The sequence below is a fragment of the Terriglobus aquaticus genome, assembly GCF_025685415.1.
Classification (GTDB): domain Bacteria; phylum Acidobacteriota; class Terriglobia; order Terriglobales; family Acidobacteriaceae; genus Terriglobus; species Terriglobus aquaticus.
On record NZ_JAGSYB010000001.1, the window covers coordinates 3008617 to 3026423 of the forward strand.

Here is a 17807-nt window from a genome sequence, read left to right on the forward strand (position 1 = left end):
TGCTGATCCGCTGACTCGCTATCTCCTACCGATCCACCAGCACCTGGTAATGCGCGTAGTTCGCGCCCTTCACCACCAGGCCGCCGAACTTGACCGCGACGTACTGCGATGCCAGCGATCCAGGCGTGCCAAGCTGGAAGACGCGCGGGTTCGGGTCGCTCAGCCAGTGGTACTCGATCATGTCTTCGGTGACGATGTACGCCGGCAGAACCGCGGAGCCCGAGCCCGGCGTTCCGGTGTAACCCAGCGTCCACTCCGGAATCAGCGGAATGTCGCCGGCCTGCGTCGAAAGCATCTTCACCGTGATGCCGCCGGTGATCTGCTGCGTGTTCAAGACCACGTTGAAGGCGGTCTTCGTCTCGCGGTCGATCAGGTCCAGCAGCACCGGGTTGGCGTAGATGGCGGTGGGCCGAACGGCGTAGTTGCTGTTGGCCACCATCAGCGCGATGGTCGACTTGAACGCGTCCACGATGCTCTGGTTTGCGCCCACCGTCACGGTATTACCGCCGGCAACGATCTGCCCCGCTGCACCGTAGTACTGCGCGGTGGTCGGCGTGGAGAGCGACGTATCCGAGCCGTTCCACAGCGCCACGTCGTGCGCGCGCATCACGCCTTCCACGGTGTCGTGCAGGTCCTTCGCCTGCAGATAGGCGAACTGGGACTGCTGCACGCCCAGCTCCATGTCAAACAGGTTGTAGTTCAACTGCGCCACCAGCGCCTTCAGCGGAACACTGCGTTCCACGCGCGTCGGCGTCACCACTGGTGCAACGATGTTGCGCGGGTCCACAAAGCCTGCAGCCAGCGCGGGCGAAGGGATGCCGGTCTCCTCAAAGAAGCGCGAGGGGTGACCCGTGGCAGGCACCTGCTTGATGCGCTGTCCGAAAGCGCCGCGGCGGCGAACGATGTCGGTGATCTCCGTCTGGTACTGCGGAACTTCGATCGCGCCCGGCCCAATGTAGTCGGCGGCGGCGTGCAGGTCACGAAACTGTGCGATCATTCTGGTCTTTTCTCCTGAAACGTGCATCGGCGCGCCGGAGTCCTCCGGAGCGCCGTTCCAACGGTTGTTTGAATGTTGAAGTGTGCTGAAATGCGCGGGCTACAGGATGCCCGCCCGCAACAAGCCGGCCTTTACAGCAAATCGCTGTTCCACGCTCAGGCTGCTCAGGGCATCATCCACAGCGGCGGGCCGTACCGGCTCAGCGCCCTTCGCCAGCAGATGCGGAGCGTAGCTTGGCTGCGTTTTGCGCCCACTCGCAACAGGGCTGGTGGCAGCCGACGCGCTCACCGTGCGCAGGTCCGCAATGGCTGCTTCCAGATCGCGAATGCGACGGTCCAGATCCTCAAGCCGCGGGTCGGCAACGGCGGTCGCAGCCTCCTGCGCGGGCGCAGCAATCTCCGCCACAATCGCGCCCACTTCGTGTTGCATCATCTCTTCGTTCATCGTCCTCATCTCTCCTCTTCCGCTCACGCGTCTGCGGTGGCACACACGCTTCGCAGTGCCTACGCACCAGGCGTTCCCCTACGCACGCGCATCGGTGCAGTGGTTTGCGTGGGCACTTCCACCGGCCGCACGGCCCCGGCGCGTGGCCGTTCCGCCTGCCGAAGCGGCTGACGCTGTGAGTGCGTGCGCTGCTCCGCCAACTTCGGAGCACCAGGCAGCTCCACCTCCGCGGCCGGCTTCGCCACACCGGACCGATCCACGCGAAAGCTGGTGTTGCGATACGCTGCCTTGGATCGCAGCAGGATGGCCGCGCCAGTGAAGGTCACCCGGTTCAGCCGCCACTCCTGCGCGCGCATGTCGTCCACGTGCGCATCGGCCAGCTCATAGCTCATGCCCAGCGCTTCATCGCCGTGCGCATGGATTTCGTTCATCATCTCGGCCCAGTCGCGGGCGAAGAGGTAGCCCTCCACGCGAACGTCGTTGCCGTCCAACTCTGCAGCCGTCACGATGCCGCATTTCTGCTTCGCATCATGGCCGTCCCACCCGCTCTTCCAGTCCACCGCCATGCCCAAGAGGCTTGGCAGCGCAGCCTCTGCGGCGGCACGCGTCAGCACCACGCGATGGCCGCGCGCACCGGACGGCGCCTTGTCGCTGGGCTCATCCACGCGGGTCAGCACGCCCGAGAACGGAACACGGTTGGGATGGCCCGCCACTTCTGGGAAGCGAACCGCCATCGCATGCACGTTGCGCAGCCGGCGATGGGCAAACGCGTCCACGCTGCGGTACGGTGTGCCTGTCTCAGCCATTCGGTTCTGCATCGTCCTCCTCGGTTGATGGTTCGTTGCTTGCGGGCTGGCCGGCCGCGGCTACCATGGGCGGCAAACCGCGCTGCGCCCGCACCTCATCCACGGTCAAAATGCCCGCGCTCAGCAGTTGCACCTGCTGCGAGATCACCGTCGCTTCGTCCCGCGCCTCCGTGACAAACTCAAAGCGGAATTCGTCCCACCCCAGCGCCCGGTCGAAGACATCCCGGGTGATGTGATCGGCCAGCAGCGAGGCCACTGGCAAGACCGCACTTTCAAAGCTCTGCGCGCTCATCTCTGTCGCCGTGGACCGGTTGACATCCTCCTGCAGACCCAGAAACATGGGCGGCATATCGAAGGCGTTAGCGATCACACGCACCAGAAACTGCTGCCACTCCAGGCGCAGGTCCGCGTCCGTCCCCTGTCCAAACCGCAGGACTTCAGGCTTGGAGTCGGTCGACAGGATCGGCACCTGCCCTGTGCCTTCTACCTCGTCCTGCCACCACCGGATCAGCCGCTCATGCTGCGCTGGTGTCGCCTCGTCCAGCCACAACGCATACTGCACCACGCTGTTGCTGGCCAGCCGGCCGGCGTAGCGGTGCGCGGTCAGGAACTGGTTCACCGTGTCGAACGCCACTTCTACGCGGCCCAGGCCGAGCGGCGTGTGCGTGCGCGGGTTCAGCCGGATGTACATCAGCTCGCCGTTCAGCAGCGGCTTCGCTTCCGACGGGCTGAACGGGTTGGCCGCATAGGCATATCGTGGCACCGCCGGATCGCCGTTCCACGCCGCGTCCACCTGGATGGCCGCCCCGTCGATCGGCCACAGCCGCAACGGCTCGTCCGGATCGTCCGTGTGTTCGATCTCCACCGATCCGAAGCCGCCGACGATCACGTCTTCCAGCACCGGCTCGATCAGCGTGCGAAAGCTGTCCTGTGGATTTGGCGCGTCCATCAGCCGCAGCAGCACAGCCTCGCGCGCATCGGTGTTCTTATCACGCTTCCGGTCCGGCTTCAGCGACACCTGCCACCGCATGTTGACCACGCGGTCTTTCACCAGGTTGATCGCGCGCCGCACCACCGGCTGCTCTGCCATGCGGCGCAGGTTTGCGGCCGTTGGCTTGGGCAGCGCGCCTACGCCCTGCGGCCGCCAGGGCTGCAGCAGCGCGGGCAGGGCACGCGCCGCTGCCGGCGGCTCAGGCGTGTGTTGCTGCTGCGCGGGATGTTTCTCTCGCAGGGTGCGCAGCGCACCTTGCAATCGGGTTACAGCACCCAAATGCTTTCTCCTTTCTCTGTTCCAAAGCAAAGGGCGTGACCCGTATGGATCACGCCCCTCTTTCATGCAGACCGGGCGACCGCATTGCGATCGCCCGGATGTAGACAAGCCGCTGACGCTACACTCGCAGTTCCCGCCGTGCCGTCTCGGCAACGCGCGCCAGGTCGCTCAACGTAACCACGCGAATGGCCGCTTCCTCCATCGTCTCCACGCCAAAGCGGTACCGGTCCGCCGCCTCGGAGTCGTCCCCCGTCACGCTGCGCAGGGGCTCCACCACCGCAGCCAAATCCAGCGCCGCGCGCTCCACTCGCTCCACCCCGGCACGCAGCCGCGCGGCGGAGTAGCTGAGCACCTTTGCCGCTTCCAGGTCGCCTTCCAGCGAAACCGCGTGAAAGATGCGAACCATGCCTCGTTCCATCGCGGCGCCGCCGTCCAGGTCCGGTGCGCCGTCCCGCACACTTTGCGGCGCAAAGCGATATCCGCAGTCCAGGCGCAGAGGGTCGCCCGGCCGAGTGTACTCGCTCGCCGGGATCCGCTTGCGCATCAGATCCCACACGCCAGCGCGTTCGAACTCCGACCGCATCCCGTTCACAATCGCGGCACGCCCGCTCACCCGGCGCGCCTTTTTCTCGCGCACGGGCTCCACGTACAGCCGCATCAACTGCTCCATCTCCGCGGCAACTGATTCGGCCAGGGCACCGCGGCCCTCGCTCATCTGCACGCCGGTCGACAGCGACTCTTCCAGCAACTGCATCGCGGGCTTCGAGGCGTAGCCACCATCGCGGATGCGCGTGGCCAGCTCCGCCTCCATCGACTCCAGCAGCGCCGTGTCGGCATCCGGATCCATGCAGCGAACCCGGCTCCAGTCGCGCGTCAGCTTTACCCGCGTCGTTTCCACGCGGCCGGCCTCCCGCAGCAGAACGCCGATGTTCACGAATTCGTTCTTCACCGCATCCGGAACATAGCGGAGCAGAAAGAACTCACATGGAATGCGTGCCGGCATCTCGTTCTGCTCCCTTCCGCGACGGCTTCACCGTCGCCCTGCTGACTCGCTGACTCGAGCCAGGAGCCTACATCACGTACTTGGCCTCAACATTAGACAGCATCGCTTCCTCCCCGAACTGCCCGGCCACTGCGAAACTCTTCCTCGCGCCCCAATTCGGGAATGGCTGGCGATCCGAATCGCGAAACGCCTCGATCAGTTCGCGCACCCGTCCGCGCCGATGCAGTAACTGCTCCATCAGGCGTTCCAGCGGCGCCGTATCGCCGCCGTACCACTCCGGCGGAGCCTCCTCCGCAATGCGGAACAGCGCGTCCGCCTCCATCGCCTCAATGCGTCCCAGCCACGGCTCGAAGCTCTCCCAACCCGTGACCGCCTCGTACACGCGGTTGCGCTGATACACGCCGCGCAATGGGCTGTCCGGAAAGCTCCACCCGTTCGCGTTGAAACAGAAGCCCTGGTCGATGAACGTCGCGCGATACTTGCGTTCGCGTGGCTTGCGGTGAAACACCGCCTGCCGCCCGTTCGCATTGCCAGTCCACTTGTCCAGGCACAACATCCCGGCAAACTCCTGCACATTGCGCACCTCCGGCAACATATCTTCCGGCAGGTAGTCCACCACGTGGCCGGGCATCAGCCCGCCAACGAACAGCGATCCAAACGCCAGCCCAGCCGCGCAACGTTCGCGCGCTCCACGACCAGCCGCAGCATCCACCCACATCTCCGGCGAGTTCTCCACGAGCCACGCGCTCACGTCGATAACATCGGTCTGTGGCACCGACAGACCAACTGCCTCGGCCAGCCGCGTCGCGATCAGCTCATTCGCCAGAACGCGCTCGCCCTGCGGATTGTTGCGAAACTTGACGACCCACAGCCGGCCGTCCGCACCCAGCATCAACTGGCTTTGCGCTCCGCCTCGCATCCTCCGAATGGTCTGTACCGCCGTGACCGCCACGAGCATCTCCCTCGTTGCAGCATAGCGAAGCGGTGGAGTTAGTGAAGTAGGGAGCAGGGAGTAGAGAGGGGTTAGGAAGTAGGGAGTAGGGCACAGATCTCGTCGCTCTTGCCTGAGCCCTGTTCCCTGCCAAGTCCTGTTCCCTGATCCCTGTTCCCTACTCCCTCTTCCTACCCTCCCGCCGCACCGCCTGCGCGATCGCCATCGCCATCACCAGGTCGTCGTGGGCCCCGGCGGCTGCCTCCATGCGACCCTTCTTGTCCACAAAGCTGCGGCACTCCGTCAGCAAACGGCCGCTCTGCACCAGCGCCGCTTCGTTGCTCAGCAACACTTGCAAAGCACCCAGCATGCTGTCGCGCGATGCCGAAGTGGTCAGCCATCCCAGGTCGCCGTCCGGACCGCGATAGAGTTGAAAGCCCGACTCCCGCTCCAGGTACGCCATCACCGCCGCGCCATGATTGTTGCGCTCCACCACCAAGAGCGCACCTCCATACTCCCGCGCCAATTCGGCCGCCGCTCTCGCCGTGTCCCGCGGATTGAACCGCGCCTGCATCTCCGCGCACTGCATGCCGGACGCACGATCGACCACCTGGGCGGTGCTGAAGTCGCTGTCCTCGCCGCCGCCCGCAGGGTCGATGGCCACCACATACCGCCGTCCCGGCTGCGGTGGCCAGTAGATCTCCACCGCGCCATTCCGACGCCGTTCGATCGGTCCGCGCAGCGCCGCCATGCGTCGCAGCAGGACCCGCGACTCAAATACACAGGCTCCACTCTCGCGGAAGCACGTCGCCGGATCCTCCGCGAACTCCTGCAACCGCAGCGGGCCGTATCGCTCCGCCAGCTCGCGTCGAAACGCGATCTGCTCCAGCCGCAGCGCCGCCGGCCCGCTCATCAGCGCAGCCTCATCCTCGCTCAGCGAATCGGTATCCACCGCTCGCTGCGACACATACCCGGGCTCGATCCACCACGGAAAGAAGTGCCGTGTCACACCATTGCGCTCGGCCGCGACCCACTGCTCATAAAAGCAGCCGAAGGCACCGTTGGGTGTCGACTCCATCACCAGCTCGCCGCCCGGAGCGAGCGCCGCGCGCAGGCCTGCCAGCGTCTCCGCCGCATCACCCTGCCACCGCGACAGCTCACTCACGTGCAACTGATGGATCGTCAGGCCACGCCCCGCATTCGGCTCGGCCGCGCTCACCACGCGAATCTCCGAATCGCCCGCCGCAAACACCATCTCTCCCGCGTTGTTGCGCAGGAGCTTGGCTTGGTTGGCACGCATGTCCTCGGGCAGGTTCGCCCACATGCGTCCGACCATGCGAAACAGCGCGGTGGCCGCCTCGCGCGTGTGCGCCACGTGTACCGTTACGGTGCCCGGCAGCGCCATGGCCCGAAGAAAGAAGCGGCCCGCAATCCACGTGCTCAGCCCCATTTGCCGCGCCTTCAGCACGATGCTTTCGCGCCTGTGGTGCTGTTCAAACAGCATCTGCGCCGCGTTGGCACGCAGAGGCTCCACCCCGCCCATCTTGGTGCGGATCCGGAGTAAGTCCTCCGCCAGGGCGATCCGGCCTTCTGCCGTCGCAACGCGCTGCCGCAGCGCCGAACCGCCCCACTCGGTCCTCTCAGTGCTAGCGCCTTCCACCTCACGGGCCGCGTTCTCTACGACCTTCGCTGTGCTCTTACGGCTGGCCATACAGCGCCAGCGGTGACGGCACCGTGTAGGTCACCGGTCCTGCCGCCGCCGTCAGCCCCGATTGCGCGACGAAGTCCGCCGCCACCACCGCATAGCCCAGGTAGTTCGGGTGAATGCCGTCGCCGATCAGCATGGTGCTCGCGTTGAAGTTCACGGAAGGATCGACCACCGTGTCTCCCGCGCCGCTCGGCCCATACGTCTGGCTCACCCAGGCGTTCGCAGCCGTCGCATTCACCTGCCCATTTGAGGTCGGGATCGACAGCATGTGAATCACCTTCATGCCCGCGGCCTTTGCCTGGCTTACAACGCTGGAGTAGTTCGCCTGCCAAGTTGCAGTCGCTGTCCCCCATCCCAGGTCGTTGTAGAAGGGCGACGCCAGCACGACCGTGGAACAGCCTTTCTGCACCAGCACCGGGAATGCGGCCAGCACCTGCGCGGTCATGTCGCCACCGCCCGCGAACACGTCCACGGGGCCGTACTGGTCGATCATGCTCGCCCACCGCGAACTCATGGTGAACGCACCCACACCGTCGGTCTTGCTGTCACCCAGGATGCACAGGTTCGGGTTTGAAGCGCTGTTCTCGGTGATCGCAAGATTCGTCATCGTGTACGTGCCGCCGAAATCCAAAACGGCAAACTGCGATGTGTTCGGCAGGATGCTGTTACCGCTGGTGCCGCGCAGAGGATCGGTCCACTGCACCGTCGTCACGGCTCCACCGTTCTGCGCAATGCCGTACATCGTCGCGCCGCGCCGCGCAAACACCAGGGTCACCGTGTCCCCCACAGACGGTGTTGGCAACGCCACACTGGCCAGCGGCGAAGATCCCTGGCCGGTTCCGGAGAATGTGCTGATCGAAAGCGCGCCAGCCGAAGTGGAGTAGTTCAGCAACATGCCCTGTGGCGCGTTCGGGTTCACGCTCTTTGCGCCAAGCACCAGGCCGTATCCACCAGCCGGGCTCCCGGAGCTGCCCACCGTCCCCAGCACAAACGTGGCTTTCATCGCCCAGTTCTCACTGTTCGTCACCACCGAGCTGACCACCGCTTGCTGCCCCGTGACCGAGCCGGCCGTCGAGTTGAACTGCAGATGACCCACCGCATCAATGGCGGGCGCAGTGCCCACCGTGGTGTAGTCGTTCGCATAGCTCGTGCTTGTATAGGCGTAGCTGCGGTACAGGATCGTTCCGTTGCTGCTCGCGGGCATCTGCGTGCCGCGCAGTCTGCCGCTCACAATGTTCGCCGCATTGGTCGTGTCCGTGGTCGCACTAGGCGCAAATCCGACGCCTCTGGTCTTCGTACACTGAACCGATCCGGTCGAGGTCGTCGCGCAATCGCCGGTCGTCAGCGCCGGCATCCCAAGCGTCTGCCCTTCGACCGTTGCCGCGAACAGCAGGCCGGCCGCAAAGACAAAAGGCAGCCACCTGGCTGCCCCTGCGTGCATGCTTTGCAACGTACATCTCCTTTCGCCCGGCGACGGGCTGTTCTCATTCCAATGCTTGTCGAAGCGTTGAACTGAGCGGTTGAAGCTCGTAGCTCTCTCGCGCTCCATGCCCCGCATCACTGGTTCACCGCCTGCGGATTCAGCAGCGTTGCGCCGTCGGTGTCGACCACAAATTCCTGAACAAAGTACTTGCCGGAGTTCGCATACAGCGGCGATCCAGCAGTCGTGCTCACCGTGAACGCGCCGTGCACCGTGGCTGGCCACTGCAGCGAGTAACCGCCCGCTCCGCTCACCTGCAGGATCATCGTGATGTGCTGACCCGGGATCAGGTTGGCGAAGTTCATCGTGGTCACGTTGCCCGACCACGCGAAGTGGAACACTTGGCGAGCGCATCCGCTGGTGAACGTCGGCGTTGCGGAGAACGCAACGTTCGACGTGCACAAGCCCGCGGTGCCGGGCAGCCGCGCCTGGCTGATCACGCCACTGGTGATGTTCGCCGCGTTCGTCGTATCCGTCATAGCCGAAGGCGCAAGCCCCGTCAGGTCGCTTGCACTGCCGCTGGTTGCAACGTTGGCCAGCACGGAGCTGGTCGCCGTCGGTCCCAACTGCACCGTACCCTGCGCGGTGCTGGTGGCTGGGCTCGCACTCGTTCCGCCGCCGCCGTTAATGTGGGCCGCATTAAGGTTGGTCACATTCAGCGTGCCGACCGTCATCGCCGTCGGACTCATGGTGTACTGCGTTCCGCGCAGGTTCCACTGCATCGTGCCATTCTGCGGAGCGTAGGTCACCGTGTCGTACTGCGATCCACCCGGAACGAAGTCCAATTGGAACAGGTTGTACGTCGAGTTGAACCGATTGCAGCCACGGCCGTTGCAGTGCAGCCGGATCGCCGTCTGCTCACCCGCCTGCATGTCCAGCGACGTGTTCCAGATGCCCTGCGTCTGCAACGCAATGTCCGGCGGTGTGTGCGTTCCACCCGATCCCAGGTAGCCGCCCGCCACGTTGTTGATCACCCATCCGCGCAGACCCGGGCCGTTGTTGCCTTGGTAGTAGATGCCCGCCTGCTGCTGCGAAGCCGGCCGCGGCGTGTACTGCGTGATGTAGCTGATGTCCGCCGACACCTTCTCCTGGAAGTAGTGCGGCTGCTCCACCGGATCGTTCGCCGCCCACGCCACCGTGTTCGGCGCCAGCGTGAACTTGCCGCTTACATTCTGCGTGGCGGGGTCATACACATCCAGCACCTCGGCCATCGGGTACAGCACGTACCCGCCGGTCAGCAGTTGCAGCGTTCCGCCGGTGCTCGATGCGTTCGGTCCCGACTGCGCAAACTGGAACTGGCCGTAACCGGTCGCGGTCATGGGAAAGCTGCCGTTGAAGCTTGAATCGCTCACGCCGCTCAACGTCATGGTCACGCCAGAGGAGTCGAGTGCGCTCACGTTGTTTGTCGTCACCGTGACCACGCCGTTGTTACGCGCCACCTGCGTCACCGTGTACTGCAGATTCAGAAATCCGCTGGTGCTCTGCGATGCGCCAACGATCGACGTAACGCCGCTCGCCACGTACAGGTCCGTCGCATCCACCGTCCCGATCACCGGGAACACCTGCCGGATGCCGCCCGTGGTGTCCACCGTCTGCTCCAACCCGTAGCCGCACATGCCGCCGATCGCAACGATCGCGGCCGGTCCATGCGGCTTGTTCAGCGTTAACTGCAGATGCGTTCCGTCGACCACAGTGAACGTCGCCATCTCATAGTTCTCCGGCGCAACCGTGCCACCCGAGATGGAATCCGCAACGCAGGCCACGCCCGCGCCTGCCGGGCTCACCGCAGTGTTGGTGCTGAAGCCCGCAGGCACGCCCGACGTAGCAATCGCCACCGTCACCGTTCCCGGTGCCATGTTGTTGCTTTGCGGCGGAATGGCCGTTGCCGTCGAGAAGAACGTGCTCGGCGCAAACGTCGTGCCGCTGAACTGTGCGGTCGCTGCCGGGAAGTTCCCCTGCAGACCGCCGATCAACTGCCCGGTGCTGATCGTCTTGCCCGGCGCCTTGTCGATCAGGAAGCGTCCGCTGCCTTGCGTTCCGGGGTTTGCGGTCGCCGTCACCTGCAGCACCTGCGATCCCGTGGTGCAGCCCGTGGTGCAGGTTCCGGTAAACACGCGCGGATCTTCGGTAAACTGCAGATCCGCCGGGTGTGAACCCTCGTCCGCCGAATCGCGGAAGCCACCCGATGCGCGCATGTAAAAGCTGTTCGCAATGCAGTCGCCCACGCCGAAGCAGTCCATCGTGTGCGAGTTCATCACGTGCTGACCCTGCGCAAACTGCGTGTACAGCGTGTCCGTCACCGAAAAGGTGCTCTTGAAGTACGGCAGCGAAAATCCGTAGTTCTCCGGGAACAGGTTGTTGCCGCCGCGATACCCGATGTGCACATACTGCTGTGCCGCCGCAAAGAAGTTCGACGTTGCCGACTCCGCAAACTTCGTCGTCAACTGGCGAGGGATGTCGACGCTGCCCGTGCCCGGGCTCATGAAGTACTCGTAGACGTGACCGTTGCGCTCGTCTACCAGGTGCTGACGCGCCTGCGTCGGCAATGCCGTCTCGCCGCCGCTATAGTCCGGGTCGGCAATCACGGTGCACGGCACTCCCGTACACTCCGGCGCTGCAAACGCGTTGGCGATGCCATCGCCACCTGCCTGCGAGATGAACTCCTGCGCGTGCAACTCACCGTTCAGGCGATTGGTGCGCAGCTCGGTGCTGGGTGGCTGTGTGACCACCTGCGTGCCCGTCGGCACCTTGCTCACCTTCTGGTCCAGACCGGCCTGCAACGCGGCAGTGGTGCTGTCCACGTAGTTCTTGTCGGCAGCCTGCAGCGGTGTCGCCGGATCGCCCGAGAGTTGCAGCGGTCCGGTCATGGTGTCGCCGCTCTTCATCACATAGGGCGACGTGTCTGCCGGGGACGCACCGGTGGCCATCGCGCGTGAAATGGCCTGGTCCACGTACTGCTTGCTCACGGTCTGCACCGCCACGGTGCTGGGCAACACGCTTGTGCGGACCGCCGCCAGGTTCACCGGCGTGCCCGACGCCGGCACCTGCCAGTACTCCCGCGTCACCGTGCCGTCCGCCAGGTGGTAGACCGCCGTATAGAACGTGCCGATGGGCGTCGCGCCCACCGTGGGCGCCAGCGACACTGTCAGCGCACCGTTTGCGCCCAGTGTCACGCTGGTGGAGCCCTGCTGCACCGCTGCTCCGTTCGCCGCAGTAAACGTGGGCCAACTGATCAGCACAGTTCCCTGCGCCGGCGCACCGCTGGCCGACAGCACCGTATCGCTGACCGAGGTCAGTCCTGCCGCGCTTTGGCCGGCCGACTGGGCGTGCAACCTGCCCGTCAGCCACGGGTTGGCGGGGAACATCGCCAGTGCAAACAGAGCTGCGCCAAGTACCTTGCGGGCCCATGCAAACTGTTCAAATTTGGCTTGCAAACGCTCTCCTTTCCGTCGAGTGCCTCAGCACTTCGACCAAACAGAATCAGGAACGCAAAAACGCGGAAGGCCTCTGCTGCACCTTCCGCGTCTCGCGTTTCTCAAGTTGTCCGGGAGCCTTGAGGACGACCGCGTCGCCTCAACTCACCCGCCTATTCAGAATACCAATTACGCCGGAAATACCATGCCAACTATTTTTCCGGCGCAAGCTGCTCATTCGGCGTAGCTTACGGCGACGCCTCCAGTTTCTTCCTCTTGACAGGATTTCAGCAGGGCATCGGAAATGCCCGGCACCTGCTGCATCAGGCCACGCTTCTGAAAGATCGCGGTCAGTTCATCCAGCGCCTCGTGGTACCGGCGCTGCGTGGACCGCATGCTCCACCGCAACATCGACGCAGTCTCCGCCAAGGTGTACTCCTGCACGGCAACGCGCACGATCAGCCGCTGCTGCTCCGGGGAGAGCAGCTTCAGGCAACGCTCCACGTCGGCGACAAAGATGATCACATCGTCGAAGCCGTGAATGCGGTAGCTGGTCACCTTGCCCCGGAACAGCTCGCGCCCCAGCAGGCTGGGAACGCGGCCCTTCTGCAGCGCCATGGCGCCATAGCGTCGCAGCATGGCCTCGGTGTACTTGCGGTAGAACGCCGTCTGCGGTGTGATGACAACTCGCAGCGGCGACCGTGGGACGGCGACCGGTTGCGACTCCGTGGACGCAGACGCGTGCAGGAAGGCGACCGCCTTGGCCAGGTTCCCCTCGGTTGACCAAACCGGTGATCCGGCCGGCGCGGCACTGTCGCCGGCGTTGGAACGTGTGGGCATGGTCAGGATCTTGGCAGCGGGAACGGTCTGGTTCACTGGGCACCTCCGGCAGGGTTGCGATGCGATTCAGAAGACGAGCGATGGACGAGTACGGGACGTCCCGCTTGGAGAGCCGGGATCGTTGCGGGGGAGCAAACATTTGCCGGATCGCCCGGTGCGGCGTTCGGCTTGGTGGTGGTTACGAGTTGTGGCAGGGTCCGTTCCGAGCTTTGGGCCTGGCAGCGGCGTGAGACGAGGTGCAGCCGTACCTCCGGCGCCTGCTGAACCGTGCGGCCAACCGCGGGCACGGAACGGCAAGGGCGACCCGGACCGCGGCGCCGGCGTGCCGGCAGCGCAGCGATGTACGGGCTGCAGTGCCGGCAATACACGCCGGCCTCGACCCCGGTGCGGACCCAAAGGCCACCGCACCCTTCGCATACTTTCAAGTCCCTTCGCAAAAGCTTCACAAGTTACTCCAGGATCTGTTCGGCCTGTCGCTGTCCGTGCCGGGCTGTCGACATCCGAAGGTTGGGGACCGTCTCCGTGGCGAAGGCTCTCTGTTGGCCTTTGCGGGTTGCCCGGGTACGTATCCGGTGACTGCATGGGCGGCTCCGGTCGGGCTTGTGAGGCGGCTGCCTCCCTGTCCCGATCTCTCTCGCCACCCCGGTCTGCGGTGAAGAAGTTTGCTGACAGTATCGAAGTGTGCCGGGCCCTGTCAACGGGGTTGCCCACAGCTTTCCACTGGACGGCAACTCTCACGATATGAACAGGTTGCACAACATGAATGGTGCCCCAAGTCACACCTGCTAGGCCGCCGTATTTTCGCTTTATCTTCGCTACCAGAACAAGTTACAGGTCCGGGGTCAAGTGGTGATTCAGCTCCCTGATTTTTTCTGCAATCCGTTCCACTGCTCCAAGCGCGGTGCACATTGGCCTCTGTGCGCCATGCCGCAGCTCTTTTCACCCCCGGAGGCGTTGCGGCGCCTCTGTCGTCTAATCTGCTGAAAGGGTCGGACCTCGGCCGCGGAGACTGTTGCGCTGGGTTTGGCTTTGGAAATTCGACCGGACGGGCGGCGGGAAGCCGCGAAACCCGCCCGCGACAGCTCGGCTGCATCGCGCCGGCCGGGCGCACTGCTGGGCCCTCTGCGCCGATGGGCAGGCGCGCTGGCCCTCGCCTGCGTAGGAACGCTGCTTACCCCCGGTGACGCCCATGCCCGGCCCGCTACCCGGCCCACGGCCCAGCACCCCGCCACCAATCGCTCTGCGAAGTCCCACGCCCATGCCAACGAAGCTGTCGCAACGCGCAGCCGCACCGTTTCGCGCACCTCCGCGCAGACCCGCGCCGGAGGAAGACTTGCACGCCCGACCGGCCGCGCGGCTGCGAGTGCATCACTGCGCGGCGGCACACGTCGCGCTGCGCAGGGTCTCTCCAATGCGTACCAGGCACCCGCGCGCGACGGCACCTACCGCAACGGCGGCGTCGTGCTATCCCCGGCTCCCAGCCGCCCGGCGGCACCGGGGGACAGCGCCAGCGAAGAGACTGTGGTGGAGCCCGACACCACGGCCAGCACCCTGCCGCCGGTGCAGCAGATTCTGGCCCGCGGATCGTCGGCCCTGCAGTACCCGGCGGCCCTGCGTGGCTTCTTCCAGCAACTGCGGAGCCGCGAAGACGAGCCCGGCAACGGCACCGTCCGCGTGATGCAGTGGGGCGACTCCCACACCGCGGCCGACATGTTCACCGGCGAGCTGCGCGCCCGCATGCAAGCCCGCTTTGGCGACGGCGGCGTCGGCTTCACCTATGCCGGCCACCCCTTCGCGGGGTATCGCATCCTGGGCTCGGGCCGCAATCAGAGCGGCGGCTGGCGCACGCTCGGCACCCACTTCACCGACCTGGGTGATCGCCTGCTGGGCCTGGGCGGCGTTGCCATTGAGGGCTATCGCGCCGGCGAGACCGCCACCCTGGACGCGCCCTGCCTGACCTTCACGCTGCAGTACCTGCGGCAGCCCGGCGGCGGCGGTCTGCAGGTGAGCGACAACGGCCAGACCGTAGCAAACCTGAGCACCGCCGACGCCAACGCCGCTCCCGTGCAGTCCGGAAACGGCAACGCTCTGCCGCCTGACGCGAGCACGCCCGACGCGGACGCGGCCATCGATAATCCGAGCGCCGTACCCGACGACGCCGCGCAGGACACCGCCGCGCCCACCGGCACCGGCAACGCCACCGCTGGCTCCGGAGGCATCTTCCATTACAACTGCCAGGCCGGATCGCACCACTTCACCTTTACGACGGGTGGCGGCGGTCCCGTCCGCCTGCTGGGAAGCGTTGCCCTGCAGCCCGGCATCACCTGGGAGGCGATGGGCATCAACGGCGCCGAAGCCCCGCTGATTCTGCGCTGGAACCAGCCGCTGTTCCAGGGCTACCTGGCCGGCGCGAACCCCGCGCTCATCGTGCTCGCCTACGGCACCAACGAGGCCGCCGCGCGCTGGACCGGCGAGGACTACCGCCAGACCTTCACGCGCCTCATCCAGATGCTGCACACCACGTCGCCGTCGTCGTCAATTCTGGTGCTGGGGCCGGGCGACCGCTCCATCGGCTCCACGTACTACACGACTACGTACAGCAAGGTGGGCCGTGGTCGCCGCGCCCGTCGCGTTGCCCATCGCGTTGCGCACCGCGTCTACACGCCGTACCGCGGAACGGACCGCATCCTGAATGCGCAGCGCAGCGTTTGCTCCACCACAGGCCTGTGCGCGTTCTGGGACTGGCGCGCGCGGCAAGGCGGCTTCGGCAGCATGAACCGCTGGGTCGGCGCCGGGTACGCCCAACCCGACCACACGCACCTGACCGGCACCGGCTATCGCGCCCTGGCCGACGCGCTCACCGCGGATCTGCTGAGCGCCTACAGCGCCTTTGGCGCCGACCGTAACGGCAGCCCCACTCTCCCGTAACCACGTTAGCCCGAAGACGAAACATGCCTGCCGCGTTCGGCAGGCATGGCTTCTGCTACCCGGTTCCGCTGCTACATCCCCGCGGCAGTGTCATGGCACCGGCTGATGGATGCCTCAGCGACCGCGCTGCCTTTGCCCTTCAAGCCGGGCTGGGTCAGCTTGCCGTGGCTGGTAGTGTGGGCCCGGCTGTGCTCATGCGCGCGAAGCTGCAGCAGGAGCCGCGCGAACCCCTGCGCAAAGGCCTGCTGGTCGGCAGGCTTCGCGTCTGGCGCCTGGCCCGCGCGCATAAAGCCGTGACCGGCGTCAGGGTACGTGACCGGTTCGTAGAACTTATTCGCGGCCTTCATGTCGGCCACCGTTTGCGGGATGGTCGCGTCGATGCGGTTGTCGTTGCCACCGTAGAAGCCGTAGACGGGCGCGCTGATCGCGACCATGTCGGCGGCCGGTGGCGGCGGGCCGTAGAACACGAACGCCGCGGCCAGATCTTTGCGGTGCGTCGCAAACGCGAAGCTCTTGCCTCCGCCCCAGCAGAAGCCGGCCACGAACAGCTTGCCATCCGCAGAGGGCAGCGACTTGCCGTAGTCGGACACCGCGTCCAGATCCGTCACGACTTCAGCGGCATCCAGCTTCATCACGGCCTGAACCACGTTGTCCTGTCCGCCCATGGCGTCGGTGCCGCCACCGTCCGCGCCTTTGCCGCTCAGCAGGTCGGGAGCGACCACGATGAAGCCCTCGGCTGCAAGCTCATCCGCCTGCAACTTCATCCAGTTCGACAGGCCGAAGATCTCGTGAATCAGCACGACAACCGGAGCCTTGGTGCTGCGCTCGGGATAGATCACCAGCGTATTCAGCGTGCGGCCGCCGGCTTTCACCGGAACGTATTCGCGGTGGCGGGTACTCTGTTCCAGCTTGGCCTTGGCCCAGTCCTGCGAATTGTCGTGCGGCATTTGGGCGCGAAGAAACGGCACGGCGGCAATGGTCGCAATTAGCAGAAGAAGGGCGCGGCGGGTCATGGTGCGGAGTGTACCGCAAGGTCCGCGCACCCGACCGGCGCGCAGGCTGCCTTTGTGGCGAGAATTCCGTGCCGTGGACAGCCCTAGCTGTTCCTGACCGCGCCACGGATCTGCCACTGCTGGCGCTCTGTCAGATTCGTACTGATGATCGCGAAACTCCGTACTAATAATTGGCGTCTATGGTCAGCCGCCGCAGCGTCCTACGTCTTATGAGTATCGGTGTGGTTCTGTCGTCCCTCTTGGTCGCCTTCAGCTTGGCCGGAGGCTTGTTCCCGGTCCGATCGCAAACCGGAGGGGTACCACCCCAGCATCCGACCAGCACACCGTATACCGGCTCCACGGACATCTTTGAGTACCCGGACCGGGCACGAAAGCTGCAGATCGACCGCGTCATGAACATCCTGCAACTGGGGCCAGGCAAGACCGTGGCTGACCTGGGAGCGGGCGGGGGCTGGTTTTCCATGCTGGCAGCTCGGCGCGTGGCACCAAACGGGATGGTGTTTGCCGAGGACATCAACCCCACGTTTGTCTCGGGCATTACACAGAGGGCTATGCGCGAGGGTCTGCGCAACGTAAAACCTGTGTTGGGGACGCCCACCGATCCCCGTCTGCCCGATCACTCCGTGGATGCGGTTCTGATGCTGAAGGTGTACCACGAGATCGCCGACACTGCGGCTCTGCTGGGCAATCTGAAGCCCGCCCTCAAACCGGGTGCCCGGGTCGGCATTATCGACCGTAACGGCAACGGAGCCGACCACGGCCTGAAGCAATCCGTGGTGGAAGCGGAGATGCACGCGGCAGGGTACCGCGAGATAGAGCACTACACCTTCACCAAAGCCGACGGGCAGGACTACTTCCTTGTCTTTGTAGTCAACTAACTACGTAGCGCATCGGCTTTATCCGACAGACCCATTTTGATACTGGCCAGTAAGCGCCAATTCATCTGACAGATACGTCATTTGTTCCAAACCGTG

At 65.2% G+C, this 17807-nt stretch carries 13 protein-coding genes; 2 read left to right on the top strand and 11 right to left on the bottom strand.

Annotated elements, in window-relative coordinates; translation table 11 throughout:
* Positions 1–25 precede the first annotated feature (25 nt).
* From OHL12_RS12530 to OHL12_RS12575, 10 genes are all read right to left on the bottom strand, one after another.
* Positions 26–997: a hypothetical protein gene (locus tag OHL12_RS12530; protein ID WP_263414154.1), complete on the bottom strand. Its 972-nt coding sequence runs from the start codon at positions 995–997 to the stop codon at positions 26–28.
* A 99-nt stretch (positions 998–1096) separates the two neighbouring features.
* Positions 1097–1441, bottom strand: coding sequence for a hypothetical protein (locus tag OHL12_RS12535; RefSeq protein ID WP_263414155.1), 345 nt, complete (start codon positions 1439–1441; stop codon positions 1097–1099).
* A 59-nt stretch (positions 1442–1500) separates the two neighbouring features.
* A complete protein-coding gene (locus OHL12_RS12540; protein ID WP_263414156.1) occupies positions 1501–2247 on the bottom strand; it encodes a hypothetical protein in 747 nt (248 codons plus the stop codon).
* On the bottom strand, positions 2240–3517 hold the full coding sequence (locus tag OHL12_RS12545; protein ID WP_263414157.1) for a phage portal protein: 1278 nt from the start codon (positions 3515–3517) through the stop codon (positions 2240–2242). Before OHL12_RS12545 ends, OHL12_RS12540 begins: the two co-directional genes overlap by 8 nt.
* A gap of 118 nt (positions 3518–3635) precedes the next feature.
* Positions 3636–4520 (bottom strand): DUF3037 domain-containing protein, encoded by an 885-nt coding sequence (locus OHL12_RS12550; RefSeq protein WP_263414158.1) that lies wholly within the window; start codon positions 4518–4520, stop codon positions 3636–3638.
* Positions 4521–4587: 67 nt separating this feature from the next.
* Positions 4588–5478 carry a HipA family kinase gene (locus tag OHL12_RS12555; protein WP_263414159.1) on the bottom strand — a complete coding sequence of 297 codons (891 nt, stop codon included), beginning with the start codon at positions 5476–5478 and terminating at the stop codon, positions 4588–4590.
* A 151-nt stretch (positions 5479–5629) separates the two neighbouring features.
* A complete protein-coding gene (locus OHL12_RS12560; RefSeq protein ID WP_263414160.1) occupies positions 5630–7162 on the bottom strand; it encodes a terminase in 1533 nt (510 codons plus the stop codon).
* On the bottom strand, positions 7149–8600 hold the full coding sequence (locus tag OHL12_RS12565; RefSeq protein ID WP_263415130.1) for an SGNH/GDSL hydrolase family protein: 1452 nt from the start codon (positions 8598–8600) through the stop codon (positions 7149–7151). Before OHL12_RS12565 ends, OHL12_RS12560 begins: the two co-directional genes overlap by 14 nt.
* 116 nt (positions 8601–8716) lie before the next feature.
* Positions 8717–12073, bottom strand: coding sequence for a hypothetical protein (locus OHL12_RS12570; protein ID WP_263414161.1), 3357 nt, complete (start codon positions 12071–12073; stop codon positions 8717–8719).
* A gap of 213 nt (positions 12074–12286) precedes the next feature.
* Positions 12287–12928, bottom strand: coding sequence for an RNA polymerase sigma factor (locus tag OHL12_RS12575; protein WP_263414162.1), 642 nt, complete (start codon positions 12926–12928; stop codon positions 12287–12289).
* Between the two features lie 987 nt (positions 12929–13915).
* Between OHL12_RS12575 and OHL12_RS12580 the strand changes: the two genes are divergently transcribed.
* Entirely contained in the window at positions 13916–15820 is a 1905-nt protein-coding gene (locus tag OHL12_RS12580; RefSeq protein ID WP_263414163.1) for an SGNH/GDSL hydrolase family protein, read from the top strand.
* Positions 15821–15891: 71 nt separating this feature from the next.
* On the opposite strand, the gene OHL12_RS12585 is transcribed toward OHL12_RS12580, so the two are convergent.
* On the bottom strand, positions 15892–16833 hold the full coding sequence (locus tag OHL12_RS12585; RefSeq protein ID WP_263414164.1) for a dienelactone hydrolase family protein: 942 nt from the start codon (positions 16831–16833) through the stop codon (positions 15892–15894).
* Between the two features lie 209 nt (positions 16834–17042).
* Here OHL12_RS12585 and OHL12_RS12590 point away from each other — a divergent pair, with 209 nt between their 5' ends.
* Entirely contained in the window at positions 17043–17711 is a 669-nt protein-coding gene (locus OHL12_RS12590) for a class I SAM-dependent methyltransferase (protein ID WP_263414165.1), read from the top strand.
* Positions 17712–17807: the final 96 nt, after the last annotated feature.

Excerpts from the sequence above, each read along its gene's own strand:
- OHL12_RS12540 (WP_263414156.1), bottom strand. The coding sequence starts at position 2,247 with ATGGCTGAGACAGGCACACCGTACCGCAGCGTGGACGCGTTTGCCCAT.
- OHL12_RS12550 (WP_263414158.1), bottom strand. The coding sequence starts at position 4,520 with ATGCCGGCACGCATTCCATGTGAGTTCTTTCTGCTCCGCTATGTTCCG.
- OHL12_RS12590 (WP_263414165.1), top strand. The coding sequence starts at position 17,043 with ATGAGTATCGGTGTGGTTCTGTCGTCCCTCTTGGTCGCCTTCAGCTTG.
- OHL12_RS12585 (WP_263414164.1), bottom strand. The coding sequence starts at position 16,833 with ATGACCCGCCGCGCCCTTCTTCTGCTAATTGCGACCATTGCCGCCGTG.
- OHL12_RS12560 (WP_263414160.1), bottom strand. The coding sequence starts at position 7,162 with ATGGCCAGCCGTAAGAGCACAGCGAAGGTCGTAGAGAACGCGGCCCGT.
- OHL12_RS12555 (WP_263414159.1), bottom strand. The coding sequence starts at position 5,478 with ATGCTCGTGGCGGTCACGGCGGTACAGACCATTCGGAGGATGCGAGGC.
- OHL12_RS12565 (WP_263415130.1), bottom strand. The coding sequence starts at position 8,600 with ATGCACGCAGGGGCAGCCAGGTGGCTGCCTTTTGTCTTTGCGGCCGGC.
- OHL12_RS12530 (WP_263414154.1), bottom strand. The coding sequence starts at position 997 with ATGATCGCACAGTTTCGTGACCTGCACGCCGCCGCCGACTACATTGGG.
- OHL12_RS12535 (WP_263414155.1), bottom strand. The coding sequence starts at position 1,441 with ATGAACGAAGAGATGATGCAACACGAAGTGGGCGCGATTGTGGCGGAG.